The sequence below is a fragment of the Bradyrhizobium sp. B120 genome, from assembly GCF_049075665.1.
In the GTDB taxonomy this organism is placed as follows: Bacteria; Pseudomonadota; Alphaproteobacteria; order Rhizobiales; family Xanthobacteraceae; genus Bradyrhizobium.
Genome location: NZ_CP185242.1, coordinates 791,902 through 807,073 on the forward strand (window position 1 = coordinate 791,902; position 15,172 = coordinate 807,073).

The following is a 15,172-nucleotide window of genomic DNA, read 5'->3' on the forward strand; positions in this document are numbered from 1 at the left end:
GCCCGGCGCAAGGCGGAATGCGAGAGCTTTTCGCCTCAGGGAGAGAAACAATGAAAAAACCTACACGGCGCGAGTTCGGCGCCACCGCATTGTCCGTGATCGCAGCGTCCGTGCTGCCTGCGCCGTTCGTCCGGGCCGCCGACAAGAAGTACGATCCGGGCGCGAGCGATTCCGAGATCAAGCTCGGCCAGACCGTGCCGCATTCCGGTCCCGGCTCGCTCTATGGCGTGCTCGGCCGCGTCGGCGAAGCCTATTTCCAGATGCTGAACGACAAGGGCGGCATCAACGGCCGCAAGGTGAAATTCCTCACCATGGACGACGCCTACAGCGCGCCGAAATGCGTCGAGGCGACGCGCCGCCTGGTCGAGCAGGAGGAGGTGCTGGCGCTCTATGGCTCGCTCGGCACCGCGCCGCAGACCGCCGTGCACAAATATCTCAATTCCAAGGGCGTACCGCAGTTGCTGCTCAACACCGGCGCCTCGAAATGGAACGATCCGAAGAACAATAAATGGACCATGGCGGGCTTGCCGCTCTATCCGACCGAAGCCCGCATCCTGGCCAAGCACGTCGTCAGCGTGAAGCCGAACGCGAAGATCGGCATCCTCTACCAGAACGATGATTTCGGCCGCGACTTCCTCGGTCCGTTCAAGAAGGTGCTGGCCGATGCCGGCGGCAAGGCACAGGTGATCATGGAGCAGACCTACGATCTCACCGATCCGACGGTCGATTCCCAGCTCATCAATCTGTCGAAGTCGGGTGCCGACGTTTTCTACAACATCACCACCGGCAAGGCGACGTCGCAGTCGATCCGCAAGGTGGCCGAGCTCGGCTGGAAACCGCTGCAGCTGTTGTCGGCGGGCTCGACCGGCCGCTCGATCCTGAGCGCCGCGGGCCTCGAGAACGCCAAGGACATCGTCGCGATCCGCTACAACAAGGAAGTCGGCGTGCCTCGCTACGAGAAGGATGCCGATGTGGTCGCGTTCGAGGAGCTGCGCAAGAAGTACCTGCCGAACATCGATCCTGATAACACCATCGCCTTCGCCGGCTACGGCCAGGCGGCGACGATGGGTGAAATCCTGCGCCGCTGCGGCGACGATCTGACCCGCGCCAACGTGCTGAAGCACGCCACCACGCTGGCCGGCTTCCACTCGCCCTATTTCCTCGACGGCATCAACTACAGCTATACGCCCGACGACTACACGCCGATGAAGACGCTCTATGTCTCGATCTTCAACGGCAAGGACTGGGACCTCCTGGGCGAGCCGATGACGGAGTAGGGGGAGCACGATCAAGAACCGAACTTTCCTCTATCTCTCTCCGCCTGTCGCGGCGAGAGGTAGAGGCTACCTTCAGGCTGCCGCGCTTCAGGCCGATCTCATCGCGGTCCATCCCAATTCCTGATACGCTGCCGCCATAATTCAGGTCCGAAAGCGGCAGGCGTAAGGTCCAGGAGAAAATCGATGAGGGAAGCGGCCAGCCGCACGGCAATGGCGACGTCGCTTATGAGGGCGCTGCATTCGCGATCCGACGTGTCTCCTCTTTTGGATGACCCTTGGGGCGATCGCCTTATTCCCAACTCCGAACGCGACAGAATGAGTCAGCGGATCCTGGCTCGCATGAATTCAGAGGCCCGTGCGCGCGCCTTGCTGACGCCGGATTCGATCCTGGATGAATTCCTGCGAACCAATGCCGCCTACCCCGGAGTAGTGATCCGCTCCCGATACGCCGAGGATGCGCTGAGGCAGACCGCGGACAGGGGCGTGCGCCAATATGTCCTGATCGGCGCCGGCTTCGACAGCTTCGCGCTTCGCCGCCCGGCCTTTTCCGATGCTCTCGACATCTTCGAAATCGACCACCCGGCGACGCAGCTGATGAAGATTGAGCGCATCAAGGAATGCGGCGTCTCGCTTCCCGAGTCGGTGCACTTCATTGCGGCCGACCTCGCCAAGGAGGATCTCGCAACCGCCCTGACCCGCTCCTCGTTTCAGCGGAACGAGACAGCATTCTTCTCGTTGCTTGGCGTTACGGTGTATCTGACGCGGGAAGCCAATTTGGCGACCCTGCGTGCTGTGGCGACCTGCGGCTCCGAGGGAAGCGAACTTGTCTTCACCTATGTCGACCAAATCGAGTTTGCCCCGGGTGGGTCGCGGTCGCATCACAATCAAAATGCCCAGGCGGTCGCGACGATGGGCGAACCCTATGTGTCGGGATTCGATCCCAGGGAGATTGCGAAGGATTTGGCGGACGTCGGCTTCGAGCTGGTCGAAGACTTGGATGGAAATGCGATGTCCGAGCGCTATTCAGGAACGCGCGCGAATGTCCTGCAACCGCCTGCAAGCCTGCACATCGTGCGGGCGCGTGTGCGGCCGAGGCCGTGCTTCGGCGCAGGCGGTTTAGGGGCCTGAATCACGCCCAGTCAAGGGCAATCTCGAACTGCCGGTGGAAGGCATATTCAAGCGCCGTCTTGCATTCCCAGGCTGTCCCACCCTCGACGAAACCGCCTGAACCACCTACCTCTTGGGCGTGTCGACGCTCGATCTCTTTTCCGTTCCGCCGTCGGAAACGGCCGATCTCTTGCCGCGCCGGTTTCGCGACTGGTTCGCTTCGCGCGGCTGGTCGCCGCGCGAGCATCAGCTCGCGCTGCTGGCAAAGGCGCGCGAGGAGCGTTCGGCGCTGCTGATTGCGCCCACCGGTGCGGGCAAGACGCTGGCGGGGTTCTTGCCGACGCTGGTGGAGTTGAGTGGGGAGAACGAGGCGAGAGACGGAAAGCTTTTGTCGCATACTCGATCGCCACCTCCCCCCTTGCGGGGGAGGTCGACGTCCTCTGACGCGCAATCGCGCGTCGGGGGGCGGCGGGAGAGGGGTATGCCGCTTGCTCCGAACGATGCGGCTTACCCCTCTCCCCAGCCCTCCCCCGCAAGGGGGGAGGGAGCCCTACCAGCAAGCGCAGCGGAACCAAGAAGGACTCTCATCTCCACCGGCCGATCGGTTCGCCGCAGCGGCGGGCTGCATACGCTCTACATCTCGCCGCTGAAAGCGCTCGCGGTCGACATCGCGCGCAATCTGGAGACGCCGGTTGCCGAGATGGGGCTGCCGATCAAGATCGAGACCCGCACCGGCGACACGCCGGTGTCGCGGCGGCAGCGGCAGCGGCGCTATCCGCCGGACATTCTGCTCACCACGCCGGAACAGCTGGCGCTGCTGCTCGCCTCCGACGACGCGCCTTTCCTGTTCTCCTCGCTGAAGCGCGTCGTGCTCGACGAGTTGCATGCGCTGGTCACCTCCAAGCGCGGCGATCTGCTGTCGCTCGGGCTCGCGCGGCTCTGGACCATCGCGCCGCAAGCGCGTGCCATCGGTCTCTCGGCGACGGTGGCCGAACCTGAACAGCTGGCGCGTTTCCTGGTGCCGCAGCCGGGCGGCGAGAGCGTGTCTGCCGACGTCGTGATCGCCGGCGGTGCCGCGCCGCCGGTGGTCGAGATGCTCGACACCCGCGAACGGCTGCCGTGGTCCGGCCACAGTGCGCGCCACGCGCTGCCCGAGGTCTACGAGCTGATCAAGCGCAACAAGACCACGCTGGTGTTCGTCAACACCCGCAGCCAGGCCGAGATGCTGTTCCAGGATCTGTGGCGCATGAACGACGACGGGCTCGCGATCGCGCTGCATCACGGCTCGCTCGACGTCGCGCAGCGCCGCAAGGTCGAGGACGCGATGGCCGCGGGCCGGCTGCGCGGCGTGGTCTGCACCTCCTCGCTCGATCTCGGCGTCGACTGGGGCGATGTCGACCTCGTCATCAATATCGGCGCGCCGAAAGGCTCGTCGCGGCTGATGCAGCGGATCGGCCGCGCCAACCACCGCTTCGACGAGGCATCGCGCGCCGTGCTGGTGCCGGCCAACCGGTTCGAGGTGCTGGAATGCGCCGTCGCGATCGATGCCATCGCCGAGAATGCGCAGGACACGCCGCCCTTGCGCACGGGCGCGCTCGACGTGCTGGCCCAGCACGTGCTCGGCTGCGCCTGCGGCAAGCCGTTCCTGTCCGCCGAACTCTATGATGAGGTCAGGACCGCAGCGCCCTACGCAGCACTGGCGCGGACCGATTTCGATGACGTCGTCGACTTCGTCGCGACCGGCGGCTATGCGCTGAAAACCTATGAGCGTTTCGCGCGGATCAAGCAGGACAAGCAGGGCCGCTGGCGCGTCACCAATCCCAAGGTGCGGCAGAGCTACCGCCTCAATGTCGGCACCATCGTCGAGGAGACCATGCTGAAGGTGCGGCTGGTGCGCTCGCGCGCCGGCGGCAGCGGTTCGACCGGCGCGATCGCCCGCGGCGGCCGGATGCTCGGCGAGATCGAGGAGGTCTTCATCGAGGGGCTCGTGCCCGCCGACACTTTTGTCTTTGGCGGCGAGGTGGTGCGCTACGAGGCGCTGGTCGAGGACCAGGTCTATGTCTCCCGCGCCAATGATAAGGATGCAAAAGTCCCGTCCTATATGGGCGGCAAGTTTCCGCTCTCGACCTATCTCGCCGAACGCGTCCGGAAACTGCTCGACAACAGCCGGGCCTGGAACGGATTGCCGGATCAGGTGCACGACTGGCTATCGCTGCAGCGGAAGTTCTCGCGCGTCCCGGCAGCGCGCGAGCTGCTGGTGGAAACCTTTCCGCGCGGCGGCAGTCATTATCTGGTCTGCTATCCCTTCGAGGGCCGGCTGGCGCATCAGACGCTCGGCATGCTGCTGACGCGCCGGCTGGAACGCGCTCGCGCCCGTCCGCTCGGCTTCGTCGCCAATGAATATGCGCTCGCGGTGTGGGGCGTCGGCGATCTCTCCTTCATGATCCGGCACGGCAAGCTCGACCTCAACGCGCTGTTCGATCCCGACATGCTCGGCGACGATCTCGAAGCGTGGCTCGCGGAATCCGCGCTGATGAAGCGCACCTTCCGCAACTGCGCCATCATTTCCGGACTGATTGCGCGCCGCTTCACCGACGAGGAGAAGTCGCGCCGCCAGGTGCTGTTCTCGACCGATTTGATCTACGACGTGCTGCGCAAGCACCAGGCCGACCACGTGCTGCTGCGCGCCGCGCGCGGCGATGCCGCCACGGGATTGCTCGATCTCCGCCGCCTCAGCGACATGCTTTCGCGCATCCACGGCCGAATCACCCACAAGGATCTCGACCACGTTTCTCCGCTTGCCGTGCCCGCGCTGCTGGAAATCGGCCGCGAGTCAGTTTATGGCGAAGCATCCGACGAGCTTCTGGCCGAGGCGGCCGAGGAACTCGTGCGGGAGGCGATGACGTAATACTGGCACTGTGGGGAACAGGACGTGACGGCAAGCGCGCTAGCTTTGCGGGACGGTGACGAGATGCGCGTTTCGAGGGTCACGGTGGCGGATGTCGGCTTCGTGGCGGATTGCTCCGGCGCGCTGTTCTGGGAAGAGCGGAGCCTGCTCGTGGTGTCCGACCTGCATCTGGAAAAAGGCTCGAGCTTTGCTGCCCGCGGTGTGCTGCTGCCGCCTTACGACACGGTGGCGACGTTGAGCCGGCTCGCCGCCGTCATCGCGCGGCACGATCCGCGGCAGGTGATCGCGCTCGGTGACAGCTTTCACGATCGCGATGCGCATGCGCGCCTGTCGGAGCCGGATCGCGAGGCGCTCGCGGCGCTGCAAGTGCGGCGCAACTGGATCTGGATCTCGGGCAATCACGATCCGGCGCTGCCGCCCAGTCTCGGCGGCGTGGTCGCAACCGAGGTCGCGATCGGCCCGATCGTGTTTCGCCATGAGCCGACCGGTGCTGCCGGCGAGATCGCCGGGCACCTTCACCCCAAGGCACGAGTGCCGACCCGCGGGCGCTCGATCGAGCGGCGTTGTTTTGCCTCCGACGGCGAGCGCGCGGTGATGCCGGCCTTCGGCGCCTACACCGGGGGCCTCAGCATCCGCGACGCCGCGTTCGCGCGGATTTTCGGATCGCCGGGGTTCATGGCCTACGTGCTCGGTGACAACCGTGTGCATGCGTTCGCGGCGTCGCGGTGTTATTGACGGTCGTGACCAGTCCACTCCAGCTTGCCATCATTCTCCGTGTCGTCCCGGGCAAGCGAAGCGCGACCCGGGACCCATAACCACAGGGCTTCGTTGTTGAACAAGGCTGTGGCTCCAGCCTGCCCTCTCACCACGCCCTGTGGTTATGGGTCCCTGCTTTCGCAGGGACGACGGTGGAGTAGCGGTGCGGTCGCTGCCTACGCCGCCTTCGCCTGCACGCTCTCGCAATACTCTGCCAGCCGATCCGCCAGCCGTAGCGTTGCGGGGCTGGCTTCGGGGGTGGCGACAAGGGCGACTTCGGTCCGCTCGATCGGCGCAAAGCCATCCTTTGCCGTCAGCACGCGATGCTCGGCCTGGATAGACATCTCCGACAGGATGCTTAAGCCCAAGCCCGCGGCGACCGCGGCCTGGATGCCGGCGAGGCTGGAGGAGGTGTAGGCCATGTGCCAGTTGCGGCCGGCGCGTTCCAGCGCATGGATGGCATGGGCGCGATAGAGGCAGCCTGAGCCGAAGCCGATCAGCGGCACCGAACCGGTCGTCGTGTCGCGTGGATGGCTCTTGCTGGTGACCCAGTGCACCCGTTCCGGCCACACCGCGATGCCGCCCTTCTCGCTGGCGGCGCGCTTGATCAGCGCGAGGTCGAGATCGCCGCGCTCCAGGTCGCGGTACAGGAACAGGCTCTGGCCCGAGCGCACGTCGAGCCGCAGAGTCGGATGGCTGCGCGCGAAGGTCGCGAGCAATCTCGTCAGCCGGTAGGCGGCAAAATCCTCGGTGATGCCGATCCGGATCGCGCCTTCGCTGCCGGGGCGCGAGAGCACGTCGCGGGCTTCTTCCGCGAGTGACAACAGCCGCCGCGCATAGGTCAGCAGCCGCTCGCCGGCCTCCGTCGGGGTGACGTCCTTGCCGCTGCGGATCAGGAGCGGCTGGCCGACATCCTCCTCCAGGCGCTTGATCTGCTGGCTCACCGTCGATTGCGTGCGGTGGACGCGCTCTCCGGCGCGGGTGAAGCCGCCGGCATCGACCACCGAGACGAAACTGCGCAAGAGCTCCAGGTCGAGCATCGCAGCCTCCATTCATAAACCCACTGGAGATCAGTCTATCATTTAATTTCCAAATATCAAGGTGCGGGCCTAGATCAGGGGCAGAGGAGAACCCCCATGTCTGTTGCCCCCGCTGTCGCGATGCCCCGCACCCGCTTCAACACGTTGCCATTGTTGATCGCCTTGTTCTGCCTGTTGTGGAGCTACGCCTTCGTCGCCGGCAAGATCGGCGTCACCGATTGCCCGCCGCTGATCCTGCTCGCCGCGCGATTCTCGCTCGCCGGCGTCCTAATCCTCGGCATCTCCATGCTGCGCCGGGATCAATGGGACCTTACCTGGCGCGACGCGGCGGTGTTCGCCGTGATCGGCGTCGCCAACAACGCCCTCTACCTCGGCCTCGGCTATACCGGCCTGAAGACGGTCTCGGCCGGCCTCGGCGCGCTGATCGTCTCGGCCAACCCGGTCTTCACCGCCATGCTGGCGGCGATGTTCCTCGGCGAGAGCATGACCCTGCGCAAGGTGATTGGTCTCCTGCTCGGCATCGCCGGCGTCGCCTTCATCGTCTGGCATCGCCTCAAGGTCGGCACCGACAGCCCGCACGGCATCCTGTTCACGTTGGCCTCGCTCGCCTCGATCGTCGCCGGCACCATGTTGTTCAAGTTGCTGGCGCCGAAGGGCAGCCTGTGGATCGGCAACGGCATCCAGAACATCGCCGGCGGCCTTGCGGTGATGCCGTTCGCCTTCACGCTCTCGAACGTCGGCGACATCGTACCCAGCATGCGGCTTGCCGGAGCCTTCGCCTTCCTCGTGCTCGGCGGTTCGATCCTCGCCTATCTGCTCTGGTTTCATCTCCTGAAAGTGTGTGGCGCGACCGCCGCGAGCGCCTATCACTTCCTGATGCCGCCGCTCGGCATGCTGTTCGCCTATCTCGTGCTCGGCGAGCATGTCGAATTTCGCGATCTGCTCGGGATCGTTCCGGTCGCGCTCGGCATTTACCTGGTGACCCGCCCCGCGGCGGCTTCGCCCAAGAGGAGTGTAACGTGAGCATGACCATCACCCTGATCGGGGGCCCGACCGCCCTGATCGAGATCGACGGGTTCCGCCTGCTCACCGATCCGACCTTCGATGCACCCGGCGACTATCAACTGCCGCATGTGAAACTGGAGAAGCTGACGGGACCCGCACTCAGCGCGGGTGACGTCGGCGAGATCGACGCGGTGCTGCTGAGTCACGATCAGCATTCCGACAATCTCGATCATTCTGGCCGGGATTTCCTTAAAAGTTCAAAGCGCGTGCTGACGACGGAGGCCGGCGCCAAGCGGCTCGGCGGCAGCGCCGAGGGTTTTGCGCCCTGGGCCACGACCACACTGACGAAGGGCGGCCGGACGCTTACCATCACTGCGACGCCGGCGCGGCACGGGCCCGCGGGCATCGAGCCGTTGTCCGGCGACGTCATCGGCTTTGTCCTGGAGCCGGCGAAGCCCGGCCGTCCGGTCTACGTCAGCGGCGACACCACCTGGTTCGACGGCGTCGCCGAGGTCGCGCGGCGCTTTGCCTGCGGCGTGGTGCTGCCGTTCGCGGGCGCGGCGCAGACCCGCGGGCCGTTCCATCTCACCATGGACACCAACGACACGATCGAGACCGCGCGCGCCTTTGCGGACGCGGTCATCGTCCCCGTTCATACCGACGGCTGGGCGCATTTCCGGCAGAACGCGGCTGACCTGCGTGCGAGTTTCGATACGCTCGGTTTCGGCCGCCGTCTGCGCATCCTCACGCCCGGCGTCGCCACGGTCATCGAGGGATAGGTTTCATTCCAGGAACCTTGGCGGCATTCGGCCCGTTGTCAGACGGCTGGAACCCGACATGACGCGGCAAGAGACGATCTCCCGACACGACAAGGATGAAGATGCGCCGGCGGCGAAGCCGCGGCGCGAGCCGTTCAGCTTCAGCCGCGTCGTGAAGTCGCTCGGCCCCGGCCTGATCACCGGCGCCTCCGACGACGATCCGTCGGGCATCGGCACCTACAGCCAGGCCGGCGCGCAACTCGGCTACGGCATCGGCTGGACCATGCTGCTGACGTTCCCGCTGATGAGCGCGATCCAGGAGATTTCGGCGCGGGTCGGCCGTGTCACCGGGCACGGCATAGCGGGCAATGTCTGCCGGCATTATCCGGGTTGGCTGCTGATCATCGTGGTGACGCTGCTGTTCATCGCCAACACCGTCAATATCGCCGCCGACCTCTCGGCCATGGCGGATGCGACCAAGCTCCTGATCGGCGGTCCGGCCATCCTCTATGTGGTGCTGTTCGGCGTGACCTCGGTCGCCGCCCAGATCTTCATGAACTACCGGCGCTACGTCGCCGTCCTGAAATGGCTGACGCTTAGCCTGTTCGCCTATGTCGCGGCGCTCGCCTTTGCCAAGGTGTCATGGATGCAGGCGCTGGCCGGCGTGCTCGTTCCGCGCCTGACCTGGAGCTCCGATTATTTCACCACCATCGTGGCGATCTTCGGCACAACCATCTCGCCTTATCTGTTCTTCTGGCAGGCCTCGCAGGAGGCGGAGGAGCAGCGGGTCGACGTCACCAAGCATCCGTTGATCGAGAAAGCTTACGGCGTACGGAAGGAATTTTCCCGCATTCGTGCCGACACCATCACCGGCATGGCGTTCTCCAACCTGATCGCGCTGTCGATCATCGTCACCGCCGCCGCATCGCTGCACGCCGCCGGCAAGACCGATATCCAGACCTCGGCGCAGGCCGCCGAAGCGTTGCGCCCGATCGCCGGGCCGTTTGCCGAGGTGATCTTCGCACTCGGCATCGTCGGCACGGGCCTGCTGGCGATCCCGGTGCTCGCAGGCGCGACGGCGTATGCCGTCGGCGAGGGCCGGCGATGGCCGGTCGGACTGGCACGCAAGCCGAAGGAGGCGATCGCGTTCTATTCGGTGCTGGCGCTGTCGGGCGGCATCGGCATCGCGCTCAACTTCACCCCGATCGATCCGATCTCGGCGCTGTACTGGAGCGCGGTCGTCAACGGCGTGCTTGCCGTGCCCGTGATGGTGCTGCTGATGGTCATGGCCCGCCACAAGGAGGTGATGGGACGCTTCGTGATCGGCGGGTGGCTCTACTGGCTCGGCTGGCTCTCGACCGCGGCGATGGCGCTCAGCGTGATCGCGATGGGGGTCGGGGTACTTGTTTGATCATTGCGGTCAGAACAGCGAGCTGTCGATCTTCGTCGTCGACTTGACCTTTCGCAGGATGATGGTCGTGCGGTAGCTCGCGATATCGGTGTCCGGATGCATCAGGCGGTCGAGGATGAACGATTGATAGCTCGCGAGATCTGAGGACACGACCCGCAGCGCGTAGTCCCAATCGCCGGCGATCATGCAGCATTCGACGACCTCCGGAAGGTTGATGACCTTCTTCTCGAAACGCGCGAAGGATTCCCTGTTCTGCTGCTTGAGGCGGACTTCGACGATCACGTCGAACCCGAGTCCAACTCGCGCAGCGTCCACCAGCGCCACATACGAATTGATGACGCCGGTCTCTTCCAGGGTCCGGACGCGTCGCATGCAGGGGGCAGACGAGAGGCCGATCCGTTCGGCCAGCTCGAGATTGGTGATGCGCCCCTCGGCTTGCAGCACATCGAGGATTTTGCGGTCCATCTCGTCGATCACGATCGTGGTTCCCATTTCTTTCGCATTTCCTGCATTTTGCGCAATTGATTGCAAAGGACGGAACAAAATGCATCTCAAATCGCAATCTCACTGCGGTGTCGCGCGCATAAGATGCCCTGCGAGGGCCTCTCGTCGCGGTGACCGAGCAGCAAGGGAACGGGTATGACCGGAAATAACGACCAATCGTTTTGGGATCGCGCGCGGCGTCACCTCATCCGCTATGGCGGGACGTTCGCGCCTGTGATCATCGAGCGCGCCTCCGGATCCTTCGTCTATGACGCCGATGGCCGCGCCATCCTGGATTTCACGTCCGGGCAGATGAGCGCGGTGCTTGGCCACGGTCACCCGGAGATCGTCAAGACCATCAGCGAGCACGCCGAACGGCTCGACCATCTGTTCAGCGGCATGCTGACGCGCCCGGTCGTCGCGCTGGCCCAACAGCTCGCGGAGCTTTTGCCGCCGGGGCTCGATCGCGTCATGCTGCTGAGCACGGGGGCTGAGTCGAACGAGGCGGCCATCAAGATGGCCAAGCTCGCCACCGGCGGTTTCGAGACCGTTGCGTTCGCGCAATCCTGGCACGGAATGACATCGGGCGCGGCCGGGGCGACCTATTCGGCCGGCCGCAAGGGCTATGGTCCGGCGCCGGTCGGCTCGCTCGCGATCCCGACGCCGAACCCCTATCGGCCCCGCTTCGGCCATGCGGCCGATTGGCGAGCCGAGCTGGCCTACGCCTTCGATCTCGTCGACCGCCAATCGACCGGATCGCTGGCCTGCATGATCGCCGAGCCGATCCTGAGCTCCGGCGGGTTGATCGATCTGCCGGAGGGCTACCTCGCCGAACTGAAGGAATTGTGCCGCGCGCGCGGCATGCTGCTGATCGTCGATGAGGCGCAGACCGGTCTCGGCAGAACCGGCGCCATGTTCGCCTTCGAGCGCGACAGCGTTGCGCCTGACATCCTGACCCTGTCGAAGACGCTCGGCGCGGGGCTGCCCTTGGCTGCGGTCATCACGTCAGCGGAAATCGAGGAGCGCTGTCACGAACGCGGTTTCCTGTTCTACACGACGCATGTGTCGGACCCGATGCCGGCCGCGGTCGGCCTGAAGGTCATCGAGATCATCCTCCGCGACCGGCTGGTCGAGCGCGCCGGGATCGCCGGCGCACGGCTGAGGGATGGGCTCCTCGCCCTTCAGAACCGGTTCGAATGCATCGGTGACGTGCGCGGACGGGGGCTGATGCAGGGCATCGAGATCGTGCGCGACCGCTTCAGCAAGGAGCCCGACGAAGCGCTGGGCACGCGTGTGTCGCAGCGCTGCCTGGAGCTCGGACTGAGCACCAACATCGTGCAATTGCCCGGCATGGGCAGCGTCTTCCGCATCGCGCCGCCGCTGACGATCAGCGACGACGAGATCGATCTCGGCCTCTCGATCCTGAGCGATGCGTTCGCGAGCGCGGCGGGCTAGATCAATCCTTGCGGAACACGATCGAGGCCATCCAGCCGGTCATCAGCGCCATGAACGCGGTGACGAGGCCGTAGACGAGGCCGTTCTGCCGCGCGGTGGTGGCGACGAACTGCTCGAAGCCCACCTTGACGATCTCGAAGGCGGTCTCGGTCTTGGTCACCAGCGCGCCGTCGGAAAACAGCTTGATCTCGACATTGTAGGTGCCGATCGGCACCTCCGCCGGCAGCGGAATGCCGGTGCGGAACAGGGTCGGGGTCAGGAACGTCACCGCCGAGGTCGCCTCGCGGTAGAGGCCGTGTTCGGAGCGCAGCCGGACGAAGGCGCTGCGGAACGGATCGTTCGGCACCACGTCGGCAAAATCGGGCCCGACCCGCTGCATCAGCAGCACGTTGTTGAGCCCGAGCTGCTGCCGCCGCTGCACCTCCGGTGAGGCGATCTGCTCGAACGGACGATTGGAGAACAGGGCGAGATAGCCCGGCACCTGCAGGAACTGCCGCGAGTCGGTGTTGATCCAGATCCCGAATTTGCGCTCCTTGCGCCGCGTCACCATGTCGGCGCGTGGGCCCGACACCGTGACGACGAGATCGTAATTGCCGCGGGTTGCCGGCGTCTTGTCGTCCTTCTCGACCGAGCCGAACAGCACGAGCTCGCCGCCGGAATAGTTCGGCGTCACCGTGACGCGATGGTTGGAGACCGACACGATCAGCCGCTCGGCCCGCGCCGGTACCGCCGCCAGGCTGGCGGCGACGAGGCCGATGATCGCAAGCGCCGCGCGCAGCCTCATGGCGGGGCCCCGCCGGTTTCGCGGATGCTGAACAGGTCCTGCGGCCGGATCACCAGCTCGACCGCAAAGCGGATCCCGACCGCGAGCACGAGCAGCCCGAGCAAGAGGCGCAGATGCTCGCCGCGGATCTTCTGGCCGGCGCGGGCGCCGAATTGCGCGCCGGTGACGCCGCCGATCATCAGGATCAGCGCCAGCACGGCGTCGACCAGATGGTTGGTCACCGCGTGCAGCATGGTCGCGAACACCATGGTGACGAGGGTGAGCACCATCGAGGTGCCGATCACGGTCGAGGTCGGCACCCGCAGCACATAGATCATCAGCGGCACCAGGATGAAGCCGCCGCCGATGCCCATCACCGCGCCGATGAAGCCGATCACGAGCCCGACCACGACGACCGGGATGACCGAGAGGTAGATCTTGGAGCGCTTGAACCGCAGCTTCAGCGGCAGGCCGTGGATCCAGCCATGGCTGCCGGGCTTGCGCAGCGTGACCGGGCCGCCGCGCCGGGAGCGCAGCATCGCGCGCAGGCCTTCCCAGAACATCAGCCCGCCGACCGTGGTCAGCAGGATGACGTAGGACAGCGCGATCATCAAATCGAGTTGTCCGAGCGAGCGCAGGAACGTGAAGGTCCACACGCCCAGCGCGGTGCCGATCGTGCCGCCGACCAGCAGCACCGCTGCCAGCAGCGGGTCGATCGCGCGACGGCGCCAATAGGAGATCGCGCCGGAGAACGAGGAGGCCGCGATGTGGCTCGCCACCGAGGCAACCGCGACCGCGGGCGCGATGCCGACGAAGATCAAGAGCGGCGTCATCAGGAAGCCGCCGCCGATCCCGAACATGCCGGAGACGAAGCCAACCGCCGCGCCCATCGCCAGGATGAGGAAGACATTGACCGGAATGTCGGCGATCGGGAGGTAGAGCTGCACGCGCGTCGCTTCTTGTCGGTTCGCCACATGCTGGGGCGCAAGGCCGCATCACGGCGTGATGTCGTTCTGGTCGGGCATTCTCCGGCTGAACGAATCCGGTCGGCGCGCAAGAAGCAGGCGAACGCGGGTCGATTGCCGCGTTCTTGCATAACCGAAATCGGCAAGGGGAGGGACTAAAGATTCCGCCTCGGGTGGCATTTTTCGCCGCACGTGGCAGCTTGGCTGCGGACGTGGTTGATAATTCAGATTAATGACGCCCGTGCTGGCTCAGGGCCGATCGACCGGCTTGGTGATCAGGTTCAGCGCGAGCGCTTCCTTCGGGCTCAGCCAGCGGATATCCGAGGTCTGCGACATCGCTTCCACGATCCCGGAGGCGACGCCCATCTTGGTCATGTAGCCCAGCACCATACCCTGGACGCGTTGCGCCTCCGCGAGGGGATCGCTGACCGGTGTGCTGGTCGTGAAGCGATGCACGCCGAGCCGCGAGCCCGCGATGCCATAGCGGGTCTGGCCGCCGGCATAGACCAGCACACAGGCACTGGCGCAGGCAGAAGGGCGGAGCTTGCCCGAGGCGTCCGCGGTAGCGACGGCGGTGACGAGCCCATGTGAGCGGATGACGTCGCCCATAATCGCCGCCTGGTTCAGCGCACCGCCCTGCGACGACAGCAGCACGGCATCACCAGGTGCGAGACGCGCCTCGCTCAGCCGGTCGCGGAACCAGCTCGCGCTGGCCGAGCCGATCTTGCCGCTGATCGCAAGCGCACGCCGGCCGCGGCCCGACCCGTCGATGTCGACATCAGGAATCACCGCCGAATTCATGCTCGCCGCGATGTAGGTCTCGCGCCAGAAGTCCCAGGCGCCCGGCTTCGACAGGTCGCGATAGGCCTGAATGGCGACGCTCGACAACAGCAGCACGAAGATGATGATCGACCAGAGCGAGAACCGGAAGGTGCGGGGCGGCGATGCCACGTTCGCTTGTGGGGGCGGAGGGGAAGGCGGCGCCCTGGGAGGCGCGGCAAACGGCGACGGCCTCTCGCGCGGCGGCGCGACGCGGGGTCCGGTCGGCGACGAACGATGGCCCGTTCCATCATCCTGACGATCGTCGACAGACAAGCCTGCCCTCCGGAACGCGTGCGCCATTGGCGCTGGGATATGCGCCTGTCTACACGGCGGAAGGGCGGAGGGCTAGGACAGCGGCGCCGTCAAGGCGCCGCAGCAGCTTTCAAATGAGGGCGATTGGAGCGTTTTCGAGCGAAGTGGAT

The 15,172-nt window shown here is 65.6% G+C and carries 13 protein-coding genes; 8 read left to right on the top strand and 5 right to left on the bottom strand.

Annotation, left to right across the window (positions count from 1 at the left end):
- The first annotated feature begins 50 nt into the window (after positions 1-50).
- The 4 genes from ACOIX3_RS03680 to pdeM all read left to right on the top strand — a co-directional run bounded on the left by ACOIX3_RS03680 (position 51) and on the right by pdeM (position 6,027).
- Complete coding sequence (locus ACOIX3_RS03680; protein ID WP_420968441.1) at positions 51-1,277, top strand: ABC transporter substrate-binding protein; 1,227 nt, start codon at positions 51-53, stop codon at positions 1,275-1,277.
- Between the two features lie 183 nt (positions 1,278-1,460).
- A complete protein-coding gene (locus ACOIX3_RS03685) occupies positions 1,461-2,405 on the top strand; it encodes a class I SAM-dependent methyltransferase (protein ID WP_420968442.1) in 945 nt (314 codons plus the stop codon).
- 118 nt (positions 2,406-2,523) lie between these two features.
- Positions 2,524-5,292 carry a ligase-associated DNA damage response DEXH box helicase gene (locus tag ACOIX3_RS03690; protein ID WP_420971965.1) on the top strand — a complete coding sequence of 923 codons (2,769 nt, stop codon included), beginning with the start codon at positions 2,524-2,526 and terminating at the stop codon, positions 5,290-5,292.
- Positions 5,293-5,355: 63 nt separating this feature from the next.
- Positions 5,356-6,027 (top strand): ligase-associated DNA damage response endonuclease PdeM, encoded by a 672-nt coding sequence (gene pdeM, locus ACOIX3_RS03695; protein WP_420968443.1) that lies wholly within the window; start codon positions 5,356-5,358, stop codon positions 6,025-6,027.
- A gap of 197 nt (positions 6,028-6,224) precedes the next feature.
- Here the strand turns inward: pdeM and ACOIX3_RS03700 are convergent, their stop codons facing one another.
- A complete protein-coding gene (locus ACOIX3_RS03700; RefSeq protein WP_420968444.1) occupies positions 6,225-7,088 on the bottom strand; it encodes a LysR family transcriptional regulator in 864 nt (287 codons plus the stop codon).
- A gap of 96 nt (positions 7,089-7,184) precedes the next feature.
- Between ACOIX3_RS03700 and ACOIX3_RS03705 the strand changes: the two genes are divergently transcribed.
- Genes ACOIX3_RS03705 through ACOIX3_RS03715 form a run of 3 tightly spaced genes read left to right on the top strand, consistent with a single transcriptional unit; the run spans position 7,185 to position 10,262 of the window.
- Positions 7,185-8,111, top strand: coding sequence for a DMT family transporter (locus ACOIX3_RS03705; RefSeq protein WP_420968445.1), 927 nt, complete (start codon positions 7,185-7,187; stop codon positions 8,109-8,111).
- Complete coding sequence (locus ACOIX3_RS03710) at positions 8,108-8,872, top strand: MBL fold metallo-hydrolase (RefSeq protein ID WP_420968446.1); 765 nt, start codon at positions 8,108-8,110, stop codon at positions 8,870-8,872. The genes ACOIX3_RS03705 and ACOIX3_RS03710 overlap by 4 nt, the downstream gene beginning before the upstream one ends.
- Positions 8,873-8,930: 58 nt before the next feature.
- On the top strand, positions 8,931-10,262 hold the full coding sequence (locus ACOIX3_RS03715; protein WP_420968447.1) for an NRAMP family divalent metal transporter: 1,332 nt from the start codon (positions 8,931-8,933) through the stop codon (positions 10,260-10,262).
- Between the two features lie 9 nt (positions 10,263-10,271).
- Here the strand turns inward: ACOIX3_RS03715 and ACOIX3_RS03720 are convergent, their stop codons facing one another.
- A complete protein-coding gene (locus ACOIX3_RS03720; RefSeq protein ID WP_223966093.1) occupies positions 10,272-10,754 on the bottom strand; it encodes an Lrp/AsnC family transcriptional regulator in 483 nt (160 codons plus the stop codon).
- Between the two features lie 147 nt (positions 10,755-10,901).
- Between ACOIX3_RS03720 and ACOIX3_RS03725 the strand changes: the two genes are divergently transcribed.
- The gene (locus tag ACOIX3_RS03725; RefSeq protein ID WP_420968448.1) at positions 10,902-12,200 is read left to right on the top strand and encodes an aspartate aminotransferase family protein; all 1,299 of its coding nucleotides are present in this window, start codon (positions 10,902-10,904) and stop codon (positions 12,198-12,200) included.
- A 1-nt stretch (position 12,201) separates the two neighbouring features.
- Here ACOIX3_RS03725 and ACOIX3_RS03730 read toward each other — a convergent pair whose 3' ends face one another.
- The 3 genes from ACOIX3_RS03730 to ACOIX3_RS03740 all read right to left on the bottom strand — a co-directional run bounded on the left by ACOIX3_RS03730 (position 12,202) and on the right by ACOIX3_RS03740 (position 15,023).
- Positions 12,202-12,984 (bottom strand): TIGR02186 family protein, encoded by a 783-nt coding sequence (locus ACOIX3_RS03730; protein WP_375777331.1) that lies wholly within the window; start codon positions 12,982-12,984, stop codon positions 12,202-12,204.
- Positions 12,981-13,910 (bottom strand): sulfite exporter TauE/SafE family protein, encoded by a 930-nt coding sequence (locus tag ACOIX3_RS03735; RefSeq protein ID WP_176528822.1) that lies wholly within the window; start codon positions 13,908-13,910, stop codon positions 12,981-12,983. Before ACOIX3_RS03735 ends, ACOIX3_RS03730 begins: the two co-directional genes overlap by 4 nt.
- 267 nt (positions 13,911-14,177) lie before the next feature.
- Positions 14,178-15,023 carry a hypothetical protein gene (locus ACOIX3_RS03740; RefSeq protein WP_420968449.1) on the bottom strand — a complete coding sequence of 282 codons (846 nt, stop codon included), beginning with the start codon at positions 15,021-15,023 and terminating at the stop codon, positions 14,178-14,180.
- Positions 15,024-15,172: the final 149 nt, after the last annotated feature.